The organism is Desulfitobacterium hafniense DCB-2 (genome assembly GCF_000021925.1).
Taxonomy (GTDB): Bacteria; Bacillota; Desulfitobacteriia; order Desulfitobacteriales; family Desulfitobacteriaceae; genus Desulfitobacterium; species Desulfitobacterium hafniense.
On sequence record NC_011830.1, the window covers coordinates 4,090,348 to 4,106,996 of the forward strand.

At 52.5% G+C, this 16,649-nt stretch carries 17 protein-coding genes and 1 pseudogene; 4 read left to right on the forward strand and 14 right to left on the reverse strand.

From position 1 onward, the window contains the following. Positions 1–7: 7 nt before the first annotated feature. From rsmB to DHAF_RS19255, 6 genes and pseudogenes are all read right to left on the reverse strand, one after another. Positions 8–1,369 carry a 16S rRNA (cytosine(967)-C(5))-methyltransferase RsmB gene (gene rsmB, locus DHAF_RS19235; RefSeq protein WP_005811812.1) on the reverse strand — a complete coding sequence of 454 codons (1,362 nt, stop codon included), beginning with the start codon at positions 1,367–1,369 and terminating at the stop codon, positions 8–10. A gap of 36 nt (positions 1,370–1,405) precedes the next feature. Then, positions 1,406–2,368, reverse strand: a complete 963-nt coding sequence (fmt, locus tag DHAF_RS19240) for a methionyl-tRNA formyltransferase (RefSeq protein WP_005811814.1) — start codon at positions 2,366–2,368, stop codon at positions 1,406–1,408. A gap of 19 nt (positions 2,369–2,387) precedes the next feature. Next, a pseudogene (locus DHAF_RS26695) lies at positions 2,388–2,531 on the reverse strand (ribosome maturation factor RimM); the annotation flags it as partial. A 419-nt stretch (positions 2,532–2,950) separates the two neighbouring features. Continuing rightward, entirely contained in the window at positions 2,951–3,403 is a 453-nt protein-coding gene (gene def, locus DHAF_RS19245) for a peptide deformylase (protein WP_005811815.1), read from the reverse strand. 166 nt (positions 3,404–3,569) lie between these two features. After that, entirely contained in the window at positions 3,570–5,897 is a 2,328-nt protein-coding gene (gene priA, locus DHAF_RS19250; RefSeq protein ID WP_015944841.1) for a primosomal protein N', read from the reverse strand. Between the two features lie 224 nt (positions 5,898–6,121). Then, positions 6,122–6,442 (reverse strand): heavy metal-binding domain-containing protein, encoded by a 321-nt coding sequence (locus DHAF_RS19255; RefSeq protein WP_005811819.1) that lies wholly within the window; start codon positions 6,440–6,442, stop codon positions 6,122–6,124. Between the two features lie 374 nt (positions 6,443–6,816). On the opposite strand from DHAF_RS19255, the gene DHAF_RS19260 reads away from it, so the two are divergent. From DHAF_RS19260 to DHAF_RS19270, 3 genes are all read left to right on the forward strand, one after another. Further along, positions 6,817–8,061, forward strand: coding sequence for a solute carrier family 23 protein (locus DHAF_RS19260; RefSeq protein WP_015944842.1), 1,245 nt, complete (start codon positions 6,817–6,819; stop codon positions 8,059–8,061). Between the two features lie 181 nt (positions 8,062–8,242). Next, complete coding sequence (locus tag DHAF_RS19265; RefSeq protein WP_011460531.1) at positions 8,243–8,635, forward strand: HEPN domain-containing protein; 393 nt, start codon at positions 8,243–8,245, stop codon at positions 8,633–8,635. Next, positions 8,611–8,922: a nucleotidyltransferase domain-containing protein gene (locus DHAF_RS19270; RefSeq protein ID WP_005811823.1), complete on the forward strand. Its 312-nt coding sequence runs from the start codon at positions 8,611–8,613 to the stop codon at positions 8,920–8,922. The genes DHAF_RS19265 and DHAF_RS19270 overlap by 25 nt, the downstream gene beginning before the upstream one ends. Before the next feature lie 288 nt (positions 8,923–9,210). Here the strand turns inward: DHAF_RS19270 and DHAF_RS19280 are convergent, their stop codons facing one another. The 8 genes from DHAF_RS19280 to DHAF_RS19315 all read right to left on the reverse strand — a co-directional run bounded on the left by DHAF_RS19280 (position 9,211) and on the right by DHAF_RS19315 (position 14,700). Then, a complete protein-coding gene (locus DHAF_RS19280) occupies positions 9,211–9,876 on the reverse strand; it encodes a TIGR04282 family arsenosugar biosynthesis glycosyltransferase (RefSeq protein WP_011460532.1) in 666 nt (221 codons plus the stop codon). Next, positions 9,869–10,552: a TIGR04283 family arsenosugar biosynthesis glycosyltransferase gene (locus DHAF_RS19285; RefSeq protein WP_011460533.1), complete on the reverse strand. Its 684-nt coding sequence runs from the start codon at positions 10,550–10,552 to the stop codon at positions 9,869–9,871. Before DHAF_RS19285 ends, DHAF_RS19280 begins: the two co-directional genes overlap by 8 nt. Continuing rightward, positions 10,549–11,532, reverse strand: coding sequence for an arsenosugar biosynthesis radical SAM (seleno)protein ArsS (arsS, locus tag DHAF_RS19290; RefSeq protein WP_015944843.1), 984 nt, complete (start codon positions 11,530–11,532; stop codon positions 10,549–10,551). The genes DHAF_RS19285 and arsS overlap by 4 nt, the downstream gene beginning before the upstream one ends. 3 nt (positions 11,533–11,535) lie before the next feature. Beyond that, positions 11,536–11,868, reverse strand: a complete 333-nt coding sequence (locus DHAF_RS19295) for an arsenosugar biosynthesis-associated peroxidase-like protein (RefSeq protein WP_005811834.1) — start codon at positions 11,866–11,868, stop codon at positions 11,536–11,538. A 14-nt stretch (positions 11,869–11,882) separates the two neighbouring features. Continuing rightward, complete coding sequence (locus DHAF_RS19300; protein ID WP_015944844.1) at positions 11,883–12,632, reverse strand: heterodisulfide reductase-related iron-sulfur binding cluster; 750 nt, start codon at positions 12,630–12,632, stop codon at positions 11,883–11,885. Continuing rightward, a complete protein-coding gene (locus DHAF_RS19305) occupies positions 12,629–13,291 on the reverse strand; it encodes a TVP38/TMEM64 family protein (RefSeq protein ID WP_015944845.1) in 663 nt (220 codons plus the stop codon). The genes DHAF_RS19300 and DHAF_RS19305 overlap by 4 nt, the downstream gene beginning before the upstream one ends. Continuing rightward, positions 13,281–14,000, reverse strand: a complete 720-nt coding sequence (locus DHAF_RS19310; RefSeq protein WP_041271997.1) for a TVP38/TMEM64 family protein — start codon at positions 13,998–14,000, stop codon at positions 13,281–13,283. Before DHAF_RS19310 ends, DHAF_RS19305 begins: the two co-directional genes overlap by 11 nt. A gap of 199 nt (positions 14,001–14,199) precedes the next feature. Beyond that, a complete protein-coding gene (locus DHAF_RS19315) occupies positions 14,200–14,700 on the reverse strand; it encodes a rhodanese-like domain-containing protein (protein ID WP_015944847.1) in 501 nt (166 codons plus the stop codon). Between the two features lie 284 nt (positions 14,701–14,984). Here DHAF_RS19315 and DHAF_RS19320 point away from each other — a divergent pair, with 284 nt between their 5' ends. Continuing rightward, positions 14,985–16,592 carry a gamma-glutamyltransferase family protein gene (locus DHAF_RS19320; protein WP_015944848.1) on the forward strand — a complete coding sequence of 536 codons (1,608 nt, stop codon included), beginning with the start codon at positions 14,985–14,987 and terminating at the stop codon, positions 16,590–16,592. Positions 16,593–16,649: the final 57 nt, after the last annotated feature.

Genomic DNA, 16,649 nt, shown 5'->3' on the forward strand with positions numbered 1-16,649 from the left:
TTTCCACCTAAACTTCCACCCGGCGAAATTTCGCCAGGAAAAAGCCATCCATACCCTGTTTATGGGGCAAAATCTGCAGAAATCCCTTGGCGGCTTGTTTCCTGTCTTGTTCTGATGCCAAAGAATAAGGAAGTTCCCCGCTGAAATCAACGGTGATGAATTCCGGATGATTGGCACGAAAAGCCTTCACCACTTCGAAATTCTCCTCAGGTTCAATCGTACAGGTCGAATAAACCAGCTCGCCGCCGGCCGCAACGCATTGAGCCGCCCGCTCCAGGATGGCCAATTGCAAGGCCGGTAAAGTTTTTATTTCATCCTCTTCCTTATGCCAGCGCATATCCGCCCGGCGACGCAGGACCCCCAACCCCGAACAGGGGGCATCAACCAACACTTTATGACAGGAAGCATCCTTTACTCCCGCCAGCTCCCGGGCATCTCCGGCCTGGGCGCGGATGATGGTAATCCCTAAACGGGCGGCCAGATCTTCGATAAGCTTCACCTTATGGGGGTGGATATCAAAAGCAAGGATTTCTCCCTGATTCTCCATCCTTTGCGCCAGGTGAGTGGTTTTCCCTCCCGGGGCGCCGCAGGCGTCCAACACCTTTTGCCCGGCTTGAGGATTTAAGACATGAGCAATCAATTGGGAGCTTTCATCCTGAACGGTGAAGTGTCCTTCCTGAAAACTGGGCAGTTTATCCAGAGATCCGAAGTCTTCGATCACCAAACTCTCCGGAACCCGTTCCCCAATCGTCACCTTTACTCCTTCCCCCTCCAGCCTTGCCTGCAAGTCTGCCCGGGAAATCTTCAGGGTATTGGTACGGATCCACACAGGAGCGGGCTCGTTATTGGCTTGGCATAAAGCTTCCGTATCCGCCATGCCATAGCGTTTCAACCAGCGCTTCACCATCCACTCCGGGTGAGAATAGCGCAGGGAAAGAAAGCGGACGGGTTCCTTCTCTTTGCTGGGCCAAAGCATGTCCCAACCGGTTTCCAAAACTCTCCTTAAGACACTGTTCACTAAGGAAGTGTATTTTCCCTGCTGCTTTTTGGTCAACTCCACCCCTTCGTTGATGGCCACAGCTGCGGGAATCCTGGAAAGGTAGAGAATCTGCAAGGCGCTGATTCTGAGAATCCAACGCACCTCATGGGGCAGTTGGGATAAAGGTTTGCGCAGATGGCGCCTTAAAGCATAATCCAGAGTCAGACGGTGTTTTAACGTCCCATTGACCAGAAGGGTGGCCAATTGGCGCTCCCGGGGATCGCTTAAATCGTGCAGAGCTTTTTGCATTACCAGATTGGCATAGGCTTTTTCTTCCTCGATGCGCCGGAGAATCTGCACAGCCAAGGCTCTTGAGGTTATTTTATCCATGCTTTACTCATCCTTTTGTCCTTCCCTGTCCAGTTTTCACCCAAAGCTCTCTCCCGCCTGTCCACGACGACCTAAGAAAAAGTCCCGGGCCGGCATGGGCTTCTTACCTGCAGGCTGTACCTCAACAATCCGGATCAACCCTTCTCCGGTCTGAACCAACAAGCCCTGCTGATCCCAAGCGATGATTTCACCTGGCTTAAAATCTTTAAGGGCAGGCAGGCCCGGTTCTGCTCCATCTCCTCTTGCTTGCGCAGAGATGCTTGATTTCCACACTTTGACCGTTTCTTCTCTGAACAGAATATAGGAACCGGGCCAGGGATTCAGGCCGCGGATCTGATTATGAATGTCTTGGGCGCTGCGTGCCCAGTCGATCTTCTCATGCTCCCGGGTCAGCAAAGAGGCATAACGCACCGGCCCCTTTTGGGGTGTCCTGGGCAATTTCCCCTTGTGAAGCTGCTCCAAAGTAGCGATTAAAAGCTGAGCGCCAGCTTGGGCCAGAGCATCATGAAGCTCCCCGGTGGTGGTATCCTCCCCAATCGGGAGTTCGGTTTTCAGAAGCATATCTCCCGTATCCAGCCCTTCATCCATCTGCATGGTGGTCACGCCGGTCCTTTGATCTCCCTTCAGGATGGACCAATGAATGGGAGCGGCGCCGCGCCAATCCGGCAAAAGGGAAGCATGGACATTGATGCAGCCGTAAGGGGGCAATCCTAAGATTTCTTTGGATAATAGTTGTCCATAGGCCACCACGATGATGACCTCCGGGGCCAGTTCCTTTAAGATTTCCAGGCTCTCGGGGCTTTTGACTTTGGGGGGCTGATAAACGGGCAGCCCCAGCTCCTGAGCGGCTGTCTTAACCGGACTGGGCTTCAGGTTCTTGCCCCGGCCGGAAGGGCGGTCCGGCTGGGTAAACACTCCCGCCACATCGTGACCGTGAGCCGCCAGGGCTTGGAGAGTTGGAACGGCGAAGTCCGGCGTTCCCATGAAAACGAGTCGCATAGTGATTACTCCTTATATTGAAGGTTATATCTCCAGGATTTTGCTTTACGTCGTTCGCTCCATAAGCTGCGCGGACAAAACTAACGCTCAAGCCCTCCGCTCCATCGGGTCCCCGCCCAAATCGCTCCTGCTCAATGGGCGGTTGGAAACGTCCTGTTTCCAACCTGACTCCGCTGCATGCTTTTCGCGAAGTTTTGTTTCCGCTCGCTTAAATTCGCTTCCCTCGTGTAAATCAAAATCCTTGGGCTGTTTCTTGGGTTCAAGCAAGCGGGGCGTTGTAGGATAGGGATTACTTCACTCAGGACCCTTAAGTGCTGCTTATACTCAAGAGAAGATCTGAAAAGAGGACCTTCAAGTGTAGCTTTGCGCACAAAAGGGAACGGATTTAGCGGAGGGGTGGTCGGGTGAAGGTCGCTTTCTTAACATAGCGCAGCCACGGTTCACATGCAGAAAACAGCGGGGTTTGGCGTAGCTGTTAAGGAAGCGAGTGAACCAGCCCCGGAGCTATGGAGAGACCGTTGTGCGTAAAGCTACACACGACCCAAGCATCGGTTCCCCTTCTACCAATACAGCCAACAGGTGCTACCTCCGAGAAGTCTTCTTCGCTTTATCAACGAACAAGATCCCTTCCAGGTGGTCGATTTCATGCTGGAGGCAGCGGGAAAGCAGTCCTTCTCCTTCGATGACCTGGAGCTCCCCCTGGCGGTTGAGGGCTTCTACTTTGACTTTGGCTGCCCGGGCTACCTGACCGGTTATGCCGGGGATGCTTAAGCATCCTTCATCATCCAGATCTTCGCCCTCTTTGGCGATGATGACAGGGTTGATTAGCTCCAAGGGGCCTTCTCCTACGTCGATAACGACGACGCGTTTGGAGACTCCCACCTGGGGAGCGGCCAAGCCTACTCCATTGGCATCATAGAGTGTATCCAACATATTATCTAAAAGCTTTGCAATATTAGGTGTTATCTCTTTGACGGGAACAGCTTTCTCCCGCAGTACTTCGGAACCAATTTCTACAATCTGATAAATCGCCATGTCACGGTTTCCCCTTCCTACTCATTTCTTCTTATTTTATTATTTATTATACTACATATCTCCAATATTGAACGAGACCCCATTCAGAAGGAGATCCAACACCCACTGAAGGCCTGCCGAATCCACCCTGGACTTGGGGCGGGTTAGTTCAATACTCGGTAATGTCTTACATGCTTAAGGGATCTACTTCGATATTGAGTTGAATTCCCGAACTAATGGGATCACGTGCAAAACGCCGGACACCTTGATGCAAGAATTCACGTAGTGTATCCATAAGTTTTCCTTTAACCGAGACCTGCCAGCGGAAATGATTTTTGAGGCGGGGAATCACAGCCGGAGCAGGGCCGAGAATATCTAAAGAAGTATGCCCATTTTGATCGGATACTATTCCCTGCCTTAAAGAATTGACCAGGCTATGGGCTCCTTTGATCACTTTCTCTTCCTTTTCATGAATAAGGGTCACCCGGATGACATGGGTGAAGGGAGGATAATTTCTGGCTTTCCGATAGCCAATCTCTTCCCAAAAGAAGCCCTTAAAATTGTGCTGAGAGGCTTGAATAATCGCCCTGTCTTCCGGTGTATAAGTCTGAATCACAACCTGCCCGGGTTTTTGACTGCGGCCGGCCCGGCCGGCCACTTGGGTCAGAAGCTGGAAGGTTCTCTCCCTGGCGCGGAAATCCGGCATATTCAGCATCTGATCGGCTGCCACAACTCCTACTAAAGTGACATTAGGAAAATCCAGTCCCTTGGCCATCATCTGGGTGCCCACGAGGATATCTGCCTCCTGGCGGCGGAATTTGCCCAGGATGTCCTCATAGGCATCTTTAGAGCGGGTGGTATCAAAATCCAGGCGGAGGATTCGTGCCGCCGGGTAAAGTCCTTTGATTTCATCTTCCACCCGCTGAGTCCCTTGCCCAAAAAAGCGAATATAGCGGCTGCCGCATTCCGGACAGGTGCGGGGAGGAACCTCTTCATGATTGCAATAATGGCAACGCATGGTGTGGCCTTGAGTATGGTAAGTCAGAGCAATATCACAGTCATGACAGCGAATCACATAACCGCATTCCCGGCAGACCACAAAGGTGGAGTAGCCGCGGCGGTTTAAGAACAGCATGGACTGTTCTCCCCGCTCCAGGGTCCTTTTCAGCTTGTCTTGCAGGGAGAGGGAAAACATACTGCGATTCCCTTTAATCAATTCCTCCCGCATATCCACCACTTCCACAGGGGGCAGCGGGCGGCGGTTGACCCGTTCTTCCATGGTAAGCAAAGGAACCTTGCCGGTCTGAGCCGCGGCATAGGCTTCCAGCGAAGGGGTAGCGCTTCCCAAAAGCACTACTCCCCGGAGCTGTTCCATCCGTTTACGGGCTACATTGCGGGCATGGTATTTGGGATTTTCCTCTTGGTGATAGGCGCTCTCATGCTCTTCATCCAAGATGATCAAGCGTAAATCAGGCAGCGGGGCAAAAACCGCCGAACGGGCCCCGACGACAATCCTGATTTTCCCCTGGAGAATATCCTGCCAGGCCTTGGCCTTTTCCCCCACTTGCAATCCCGAGTGAAGTACAATCAACTGCTCGCCGAATTGGTCTTGAAAATAGCGGGCGATCTGAGACGTCAGCGAAATCTCAGGAACCAATAAAATGGCTGAACCACCTTTAACCAGCACTTCCCCAATCAGTCTTTGGTAGACTTCCGTCTTGCCGCTGCCGGTAACCCCATGCAAGAGCAGGGTTTCATAACTTTGTTTATCCAGGGCCTGAGTAACTTTTTCACATACTTTCCCTTGTTCAGGAGTGAGTGTCCGCAGGTAATCCGGTCCCTGGTGAACATTAAGTTCAATATCGGCTTCATGCATCATACCGGTCATCGATTCCCTATCTCCCAGGTCATCGCCAACCCTCTCTTCGGGAGTAAGCGCAGCCTGGACCTTGCGGGGAACACCGGAGGTAAAGCGGGATTCCAGTTTGAGCCAGCCTTGTTTGGCTAAGTGCTCTACCTGAGTCTTGGACAGCCCTGAACGCTTAAGATAGGTGCTCAGGGGCAATGTCTTATTCCGCGACCGAAAGATAACCGCCAAAGCCTGATAGGTCTCTGAATCCAGGATTTTTAAGGCCTTAACATCCTCATCCTCCTGGGAAGCCATAGGAATGACATACTCTTCCACCTTACCCTTGAGCAGGGGCCAAACGGTATGAAGACTCTGGGCGATGGAGCAAATGGTCGTCTCCGCCAGCCACAGAGCTAAATCCACAAGATCTTCAGGAACGACATACATAGTGTCAACAATCCCCAAAATGGGTTTTAGAGCCGAGTGCGCTATCTCCTGGGGCAGCTGCTCCGTGATCCGGACCACCACGCCTTGAACTTGACGATATTGCAAAGGGACAAGGACGCGCATCCCTCTTTTTAAGGATAGCCCTTCAGGAATTTGGTAGTGAAACACCTGATCAAGGCGACGATTGGCCACATCAACAAGAACTTCTGCATAATGCACTTTCATCGCCTCCTTTAATTTCTCTCTTAAAGCTTAATTCTGTCCTCACAGAGGATAAGGGCGACTTAGCTTCAGATGGAGTTAAAACTCCGTTTGAATCTAAATCTACTTTTACTTTATCACAAAGCAAGGCAAATACCCAAATTCTTGCCTAATGAACATGATCCAAAAAGGGATGCCGGCTTTTCCAACATCCCCGAACCTTTCATCTATAGCTTTGCCGCTCACACCACGGTAACAGCTGTTCCTGAGGCGCTCACCATAAGCATGCTGCCGCTTTGCCCTACCACTTCATAGTCGATATCCACACCGACCACGGCGTTGGCTCCCATGCGGGCTGCATTTTGCTCCATTTCTTTAAGGGCTATTTGACGGGCATCCTGAAGTTTTTCTTCATAGGCCCCTGAGCGGCCGCCAATGATATCTGTGATGCCGGCAAAGATATCCCGCACCACATTGGCACCCATGATGGCTTCTCCTGTAACGATTCCATAGTAGTTCTGAATCTTACGGCCGTCGATATTAGGGGTTGTTGTTACAATCATAGACTATACCTCCCGCTTTAAACATCAGCTTAGTTACTAAAAGTTAATTCTCCGCGAAGCAACAGAGTCCTGCTTAGTCATTATCTAATATTCTCGATGTTTCGATACTTTACACCTTTAATGACTACAAATTTACAAAACAGGAAAAATAATAACTCAATCTTCCTTCCCAGAGCATCATCCTCAAGAAAACTCTTGCCAAACTAATTTTATTTATGCTATGCTCTAAGCAAGGTAATTATCCCGTGACCTTTAAATTAGTCCCGTGAGACTAAGAAGGAAATGGCGTACCATGAACTATGTGCATGGACACCTCTTTCTTGCTTGCGGGCAAGGAAGAGGTTTTTTGTTTTACTAAAAAAGGAGGACAACCCATGATTAGAGAAGTTCAGATTCATGAAAGACTCTCTCTTGCCCAAACGATACCCCTGGGATTACAGCATGTTTTCGCTATGTTCGGAGCCACGGTACTGGTTCCTTTTCTCACCGGATTAAGTCCCGCCGTCGCTCTTCTCTCCTCAGGGATTGGCACCATCGTTTTTCTTCTCTTAACTAAAAGTCAAATCCCGGCTTATCTCGGCTCATCCTTTGCTTACATTGCCTCCTTGACTTATTTTGTTAAGGATCAAAACAATTTAGCCGCGGCTATGGGCGGCGCACTGGTCATCGGCATTATTTATGTCCTTCTTTTCGCTCTCATGAGTTACTTCGGAAGTTCCTGGATTCATAAAATTGTTCCTCCGGTCGTAGCCGGTCCTGTCGTGGCCATTATCGGCTTAAGCCTCACACCTACCGCTGCCGGAATGGCTTCCGAGCAATGGTATATCGCTATCTTCACCTTGGCTGTTACCGCTTTCCTCAGTATCTATGCCAAGGGCTTCTTAAAAATCATTCCCATTCTTGCCGGGATTGTCATCGGTTATATTGTCGCCGCCTTCGCCGGTCTGGTGGATTTCACCGCAGTAACGGCTTCTGTTTCTGTGGATTCTTGGGACAAGATTATCGTCTCCCCTATCAACGCCGACACTTGGCAGGCACCAGTCTTTAATAAAGCTGCTATCCTGATGTTCGCACCTTTGGCCTTTGTCACCATTATTGAAGATTTAGGCCATATGATTGTTCTGGGAAATATCACCCATTCCGACCCCATCGAGAAGCCAGGATTTAACCGGGTCTTGCTGGGCAATGGTCTCGCCACCGGAATCGCCAGTTTCTTAGGAGGCCCTCCGGTGACCACTTACGGTGAAAACATCGGCGTACTGGCAGTTACTCGGGTTTACAGCACCTTCAATATCTGGGTAGCAGCTTTTATCGCCATTATCCTCAGTTTCGTCAATCCCCTGCAAGCTCTGATTATGTCCATCCCCACAGCGGTTATGGGTGGAGTATCCCTCTATCTCTTCGGTATGATTGGGGTCACCGGTCTGCGCACTTTGATTGAAGCGCGAGTAGATTTCTCCAAGAACAAAAACCTGATTATCGCCTCTGTCATCTTTGCCGTAGGAATCGGCGTCCAAAGCCATGGTGTCGCTTATGCCACCTTGGCAGGGATTATCCTCAACCTGGTTCTCCGGGAAGAGAAGGATGAAGTAGCCGGAAGTGGCAAAGAAGTATCCTAAGCTAACCGTTAAACGCCAAAGCCTTAGAGAGACTGACATTACAGTCCTCTAAGGCTTTTTTGATCGTTCCTCACGATAGGGCAAGATAAAACATTAAACCCCAAAAATAGGCTCTTGACTTTTATAAAAGCCTATGTTGGAATAAATTTGTAAACTTGTGTCCAGAAGGGGGGCTAGGCTTATGGATAACAAAGTTGAGTACTGGTTTAGCATAGCCGATTATGATTTTGAAACTGCAAAGGCAATGTTAGAAACAAAGCGGTATCTATACGTCGGCTTTATGTGCCATCAAACAATAGAAAAGGCACTCAAAGCAATTATTGCCCGCGACTGCGCCGATGGGGAACTACCGCCAAAAACTCACGACTTGACAAAACTATCCATTAGGGCAAAACTCATAGACATAATGAGCGACGAACAACAGGATTTTATTGAGGAATTAAACCCGCTGAACATTGAAGCGCGTTACCCGGAATATAAAGAGCGTATAGCGCAAACGCTTGATAGCGAGGTAGGTCAAACCCTTATCAAGAGAACGGAGGGGCTTTTATGTTGGATAAAGGAACAGTTATAAATACCGTCACACAATATGCTGACGCTGTAACAAAAGAATTCAGCCCTGCCGCTATTGTCTTATTTGGATCTTATGCGAAAGGTGAAGCACATGACGAAAGTGATATTGACGTTGCTGTCATCTTTAACGGATTTTCCGGTGATTGGCTGAAAGCATCGTCTTTGCTGTGGCGTTTGCGTCGTGGTATCAGCTACGACATTGAACCGCACTTATTGGATACCACGGACGACAAAAGTGGCCTTGTGCAACATGTTTTCAAGACGGGGCAAATTATTTATCAGTCATAATTTTCGCGTTGCCTTACTCTGTTTTGGGTTTAATGAAGCTTTAATAAAGAGTGAGCTCTGTAGACGCTTTATTTTATCGCCTGAGACCACCCTTAAATGCCAAAGCCTTAGAGAGACTGACATTACAGTCCTCTAAGGCTTTGGCATTTATAATTTTCCATCGCTTATTTCCTGCTTGATATCCCGCATTGTATCTTCAAGCGGACGCTTTCTTCCTTCTTTTACTGCCGCCCTGCCCTCATGAAGCAGGCGGTAAATCCGCATTGTAGAGCATACCATAAAAGCTCGCTATCCTCGGCTGCCCTGCCATGTTTGCAGCCAATCCATAACCCGCCCTCTCAATTGCGGATTAGCGGCCTTCACCGCCAGGAGCCAGGCCAGATCCTCCGGCGTATCCAAGTCCCGCCGGACCGGCCCCAATCCTGGACGTAAGCCGTGGGCAGCACAGCAGGCCAGAGCGTCGGCCAGCACACTGCCGGTGCTGTACCGCTGTCCCTGGAAAACGGGGCGGAAAGGGGTGTGCATCCCTACCAGCCAGTACCCGCCATCGGTTGAGGGACAAAACACAATGTCCTTTTCCTCCAGGATGCGGCCTGCTTTTGCCACCTCCCCAGGGTCAAGGAGAGGCAGGTCGGAACCCAGCAGCAGGCAATCTTTGTAGCCAAGAGTCAGGACCGTATCCAGGGCATTATACATCCGCGCCCCCAAACCCCTCCCCTTCTGGGGGTACAGGCGTGCCTTCTCCGGCAGTTCATCCAGCAGCTCCACCGGCCCCTCATCCGAGTAAAAGATAAAGAGTTCCCGTTCCAAAGTGGCAAGGGCATAGGCTGTGTCCAGAGTCATGGCCTTCTGCAGGGCGGCGCATTCCGCTCCGCTCAACAAAGGCATCAGCCTGGTTTTCACCCTGCCCGGCACAGCAATCCTCGTCAACAAAATCAGCGCGCCTTTACTCATTGCCTCTCCTCACATCACGATATTCCCGGCTGATGGTCTCAATGTCCACCCCCCGGCGGTACATAGCCCGCAGCCGCTGCATAGACCAGGTCACCCGGAAGATCCCACCCGCCTGAAAGCGCCGGGATGAAGTAATGATCCGGCTCTTCACCTGCACCGGAAATACCTTCATGCGCTTCAGCCCCAGGGAAAATTCATAATCCTCCATAATCGGCAGCTCCGGAAAGCCTCCTACTTGCTCAAAAAGGGCCCGGGTCACGAAAATCCCCTGATCTCCGAAGGCGATGTGCCCCCAGCGCACCCGCAGGTTAGACATGTGCCCGCCCAGCCGATAGAGAAGACCAGTATTGTCAAAGCGGAGGGTGAGACAGCCCCACCTCGCTCCCCTGTCCACAGCAGCCCGGATGTGGAAGAGGGCGTCGGCAGGGACGATGCTGTCACAGTGAAGAAAGAAGAGCACATCCCCCCGGGCCTCAGCCCCAGCCCGGTTGCATTGAGCAGCCCGCCCTTTGGCCCCCGTTATCACCCGGTGACCTGTCAGCAGTTCCAAAGTACCGTCAGTGCTGCCCCCGTCGGAAAACAGCACCTCATGCTCTCCCGCCAGGCTGTCCAGGGAGGGTAAAAAAGTAGCCAGGGTCTGTTCCTCGTTGTAAACCGGGATAATGACGGAGATCATACGCCCTCCGTAGCCCCGCCGCAGCTGGAGCCTTGTCCTGCCGTACAGGCATAGCAGTGTTTGCCAAAGCGGATTCTCTGCTTCGCCATGGGCTTGCCCGTCCAGTCGAAGATCGTGGCGCCGTCTGCCATAGGCAGATCCGCCGCCTGGTTGAAGTCGCAGTTATAGAGCCTGCCGTCCCAGCCCACCGACACCTGGAAGCGGCACATCATGCTTTCCAGAGTGCTTGCATTAAAGGCTCCATAGAGCCTGTACATATAGTCCTCCAGATTGCCGGAGCGCTCCAGAAAGGCCCCGAAACGGCCGATGGGGTTGTTGGTAATCGTGAACAGATGGCTGAAGCTCACTCCGTACTCCCGCAGCAGATGTTCCTTGTACTCAGCCTCCATAGCAGTCTGGGAGGGGGGCAGAAAAGCCCCGCCCGGGTTATAGACCAAGTCAAGAACTAATTCCGGCTCTTGTCCATAGCCCACTTCGTTCAGCCGCTTCATAGCTTCGATGGACCGCCGGAAGACCTGCTCTCCCCGCATACGGTCGGTGTTCTTGGCTGTGTAATGGGGTAGGGAGCAAACCACGTTGACGCGGTGATCCCGGTAGAATTCCGGCAGATCGGTATACCCTTCTTCCAACAGGATGACCAGGTTGGTGCGCACGATAACATGAGCACACCCCTTGGCGCACTCCCCCACCAACCAACGGAAGTGGGGGTTGAGTTCGGGGGCTCCGCCGGTGATGTCCACCGTGGCGAAGGGATTTTCCTCCAAAAGGCGCAAGCAGGCTTCCATCACCTCCCGGCTCATCTCCTCAGTCCGGTTGGGTCCGGCTTCCACATGGCAATGCTTGCAGGCCAGATTACACCGCTTTCCCACGTTGATTTGCAGCACCGAAAGCCGCTCGGCGGTATCCATCAAGGCTTGATCCCCGAATTTTGTCTCAAAAGCCGGGATGCCGTCCAGCCTTTCCAGTCTTGCATCACCCATAGCTTAGAGCTCCAGCTTCTTCACGATATTTTTCATCTGCACCCCGTGGACCAGGCTGGCTCCGCCCCGGATAGCGCAGGCAACATGGATAGCCTCGGTCATCTGCTCCTCTGTGACCCCCTTGGACAGGCAGTCCTGAGTATAGGAGTCAATGCAGTAAGGGCACTGGACAGCTGTGGCCACTGCCAGAGCGATCAGGGATTTTTCCCGGGCGGTCAGATTCCCCTCGGCGAAGACTGCGCCATAATAGCCCATGAACTTCTCCCATAGTTCGGAAGCACACTCTCCCATAGTAGCGAATTTCTCCAGATCCTTTGCTTCATAGTAAGTCGCCATAGTGCATTTCTCCTTTATTTTGCAAATTTTCTTCTCGCCCGGTTGAAAAGGGCGTGGGCGGCATCCGGCTCCTCCTCTACTCCCAGCAGGGAGGAGAGAAGATGGCGCACCTGGCCGCAGCCCTGACGCTGGAACTGCCCGGAGCAGGAAGCACAGTAGGTATAAATGGTCTCCCCTGCCCCTTCCTCCTTTACCAGGGCACACAGCTTGTCTGCCGCCGCCGGGCCATGGGCGGCGATGTCCCCCCGCAATCCGCAGCAGGGAACCCTCTCCATGGTACGCAGACCCGCCAAAGATACCAATTCACCGATCTCTTCCAGAAGCCGCCCCGCCTCCCGATCCGGACAGGGGCGAAAGACTACTCCGGACGGGGGTGGGCTCTGGCTGGTGTAACCCCAGCGGGAAAGCAGGGCGTAGATGCTGATCACCGGGAAAGCCAGTGTTTCACCGAGATACTCCAGGCAGTTGGGGCACAGACAGACTACCTCCCCCACGCCCAGCCGCTCCAGCCGCTCAGTCATCTTTTCCCCGATCCGCACCGTGTGCCTCTCCCCCTTCAGCTCCGCCACCGGTTTGCCGCAGCAGTCATAGGCTACGCCCACCCCATGTTCCCGGCACAACTCCGCCAGTGCGTCCATGGTCTTGGGGAACTGGGAAGGGAAACTGCACCCTGGAAAGAGCAGGGTCGCACAGGACACTTTAGGGTAATTGCGGAAAGGATAATGACTTTTTTCCAACAGAGTGATGAGCTGTCTCGTCTTCACTCCTTCACCCCCTTCTTCAATATGAAGGATAATGTCAACACAACGGCCAGCAAGACCCCTGCAACTATGAGATAAGGACCCCGTCTCTCCGGGCTGGCCACTCCTGCCGCCCCTACGGTATAGGCCGCAGTGCCCGGTAGCATAAAAAGGGCCGAGTACAAGGCATAGGGCAGGAATCTGATGTCAGTGATGCCGTAAGCAAAATTTTGCAGATTATAGGGGAAAAGCGGTACCAGCCGGGTGATCGCCAACAAAAATACATCTCTCTGTCCCGCTCCCGCAAAGAGCAGGCGGTTGAGATAGCTGTTCTTCTCTAATTGGGGCTTCAGCGTATCCTTGAGAAAGTAGCGCCCGGCCAGAAAAGACAGGCAGGCGCCCAGGGTCACGGCCAACCAGCAGGCCAAGGTTCCCCATACAGGACCGAAAAGCACCCCGGCTACAATAGCAAAGGTCACCCCCGGCAAAGCCAGCAGCACACAGCCGGCCACGGTAAGGACCCCGTAGAGCAGCAGGGCCAGGGCAAAGTTATCCTCCAGAGCGCGGCGCATAAGGGGCAGAGTCTCCTGGTTGGCAAGATCATCCGACCAACCGAAGATAAGGTTGCCGATTAACACCAGTACAGCTAACCCCAAAAAGAGCCAAGGCTTTCTATTGTTCATCCGTGGCTTCCCTTTTCCGCTCCTGATAAATCTTCCTGAATAGGTAAATCAAAACTGTAAGGGCGAAGAGGATCAGCAGGGCGGTGACGAAGAGCCTGGCCCCTCCGGTGAGCATACCCCCCACATAGGAGTACACAAGGGTGGCCGGGAGCTGCCCGATGCCCGTAGCCAGGAAAAAGCCCCCAAAGCTCATGCCTGTCAGCCCCGCAGCATAGCTCACCAAATCGAAAGAGACGAAAGGGAGCAAGCGGCAGATAAGAATAGTATGCTTTCCGTACTGCCTGAAAAATACATCCACGCTGCTCAGTGCCGTCTTAGAGGCCAGCTTCTCTACGGTGTCCCGCCCCAGAAGGCGGGCAAGCCAAAAGCAGATGGCCGCTCCGGCCATGGCGCTGGACCAGGAGAGGATGGCCCCCTGCCACCAGCCGAAGATCATAGCGTTGGCGAAGGTAATCAGAAAGGCCGGAAGAGGGGCAGCCACAGACTGGAGGAGCATCAGGCAGAAGGAAACAACGACGGCCCAGGGACCGAAGGAGCGGATGTACTCCACTACCTGGCTGACGTCCATTGAGGAGAGCAGGGTGAAGACTGACCCAAGTCCGCTCCTAAGGGGAGGTACAATCAGGCAAATGATCACCGCCAGAATAGTGACTGCCCAAACAGTCCACTTCCGATATTTTTTCGACCATCTTTGTTCGTTCATTGACATACCTCGTTTCTACCCACCGGGCACAATGTGCTAAGGGCTGCCAGGGAAAGCAATAACCCCCTGGCAGCCCTTCTTTAGCCGTATCGATCCTTACCTTGGGCATCTGCAAAGAGCACATCTTCACTGCCCGTCCGGTCTTTATATACTGAGGATCGTCCATGTACTGGTCGCTGAATGATGTGGTCACCCTAGAGGCGGCCTAATTAGGAATGGTAGAGTCGTTGGCAGTGGTAGTGTATTCGGGAATTTTCCAACCATCACCGCCACCTTCCAGGATGAACAGGCGCTCGGGGGCAACCCCCTGATCCTGCAGGAAAGATATGGCCCGTTTTGCCCCTTTGTTGCCGCTCTTGCATACGATCACGATGGGGTCATCACCCTGGAGATTGGGCACCGCATCTTTCAATACCTGTTCAAGCTCCGGAGTATCCATAGGATAGCTGGGCACGTGGTAGGCACCGGGAATATGACCTTTAGTATACATGTCATCCGGGCGGCTATCAAGAATGATGACGCTCTCCTGAGCATCCAGCATAGCCTTGGTCTCGTCCGCGGTCTTGTACTGCCAGCTGATGTCGGCCTCTGCACGATCGGCAGCCGGCGCTGCGGAACCTCCGCTGGCAGGTGTTGCCTGAGTACAGCCTGCCAGCACGGATACTGATAAAAGCAGGCACATTGTCAGGGACAGTAATTTTCTCATAGTTAACCCTCTCCTCCTTCTTATCTCTGCTACAATCTTCATTATAATCAGGCAAATAATGGGGTGTCCAATTGAAAATTACAATCAGATACCCAAGCACTATAGTTTTTTTATATGAATCCATAGCCCTGCAGAGCCACCTGAAGAGCAACCAAACGTGGGTAAATCCATTTCACAGAAATATTAAAGAAGCACAGAGATATTAAAAAGCCAGGATTTTCAAACAATTAATGATATACTTAAGCCATTCATAATTAACGATCACTATACATTTGGAGGTTATTATGCTTTACGATCCCTTATATCATCCTTATCCTTCCAAGCGTTCCCTGAGCTTTGCCAGCCGGGGCATGGTGGCGACTTCCCAAGGCCTGGCCGCTCAAGCAGGTTTGGACATCCTCAAAAAAGGCGGAAATGCCATTGATGCGGCTATTGCTACTGCCGCTTGTTTAACTGTGGTTGAACCCACATCCAACGGCATGGGCGGCGATGCTTTTGCTCTCGTCTGGACTAAAGGCCGGCTTCATGGCCTGAATGCCAGCGGAACAGCCCCTGCTTCCCTTTCCGGCCATGACCTCATCAAAGCCGGACACCAAGAAATGCCCCAATACGGCTGGATTCCCGTGACGGTGCCGGGTGCGCCTGCAGCCTGGGCAGCCTTATCGGAACGCTTCGGCCGGCTGCCCCTGACTGAAGTCCTTAAACCCGCCATCGATTATGCTGAACAGGGCTATCCCGTCTCTCCCGTGCTGGGCCAGAACTGGCAGATAGCCTACACGAAATACGCCCAGGAGCTCAAGGGGGAGGAATATGAATCCTGGTTTAAGACCTTTGCTCCCCAAGGGCGCGCTCCTTTCATCGGCGAAATCTGGCGTTCCCCTGATCATGCCCGCTCTTTAGCCCAAATCGCGGCAAGCAAGGCCCAAGCTTTTTATAAAGGAGACTTAGCCGATCGGATCGATGCCTTCTCTCAAAAATACGGCGGCTATCTGCGCAAAAGGGATCTGGAAGACTATCAGCCCCTCTGGGTGGACCCCATCCATCTCCATTACCGGGGCTATGATGTCTGGGAAATCCCCCCTAACGGCCACGGCTTAGTCGCCCTGATGGCTCTTAACATCCTTAAGGGCTTCCAATTCTCGGCAAAGGACTCCATCGAAACCTATCATAAGCAGATCGAGGCCATTAAGCTGGCTTATGTGGACGGACGCAAATATATTGCCGATCCCCGGAGCATGGAAGTCAAGATCAGCGATCTGCTCTCCGAAGGATATGCTCTGGAACGCCGCAAACTTATTGGCCAAACCGCCCTCCTCCCCGAACCGGGCACTCCACCCAAAGGGGGAACTGTCTACCTCGCTGCTGCCGATGATGAAGGAAACATGGTGTCCATGATTCAGAGCAATTATATGGATTTCGGCTCAGGCTTGGTGGTTCCCGGCACGGGTATCAGCCTCCATAACCGGGGCAATAATTTTTCCCTTGATCCCCACCACGCTAACTTTTTAGAACCTAAAAAGCGCCCCTACCATACCATTATTCCCGGCTTCCTTACTAAAGACGGCAACACGGTAGGTCCTTTTGGGGTCATGGGCGGATTCATGCAGCCCCAGGGGCATGTTCAGGTGCTGATGAATGCCATCGACTTTCATCTCAATCCCCAAGCTGCCTTGGACGCTCCCCGTTTTCTCTGGGTCCAGGACCGCCATGTTCAGGTAGAGCGTTCCCTGCCTTCCCATATCGGGGACGGCCTCAGCCGTATGGGGCATGAGATCGAGTGGAGTGCGAATACCGGACTCTTTGGACGAGGGCAAATCATCTGGCGCAATGACAAGGATGTCCTGGTCGGTGCCACCGAACCGCGAACTGATGGCGTCGTTGCCGCTTGGTAATAACTAATCATGGGATCTGGCTTCCGTAAGCCTGGACTAAATGAATTTGGCCGTTTT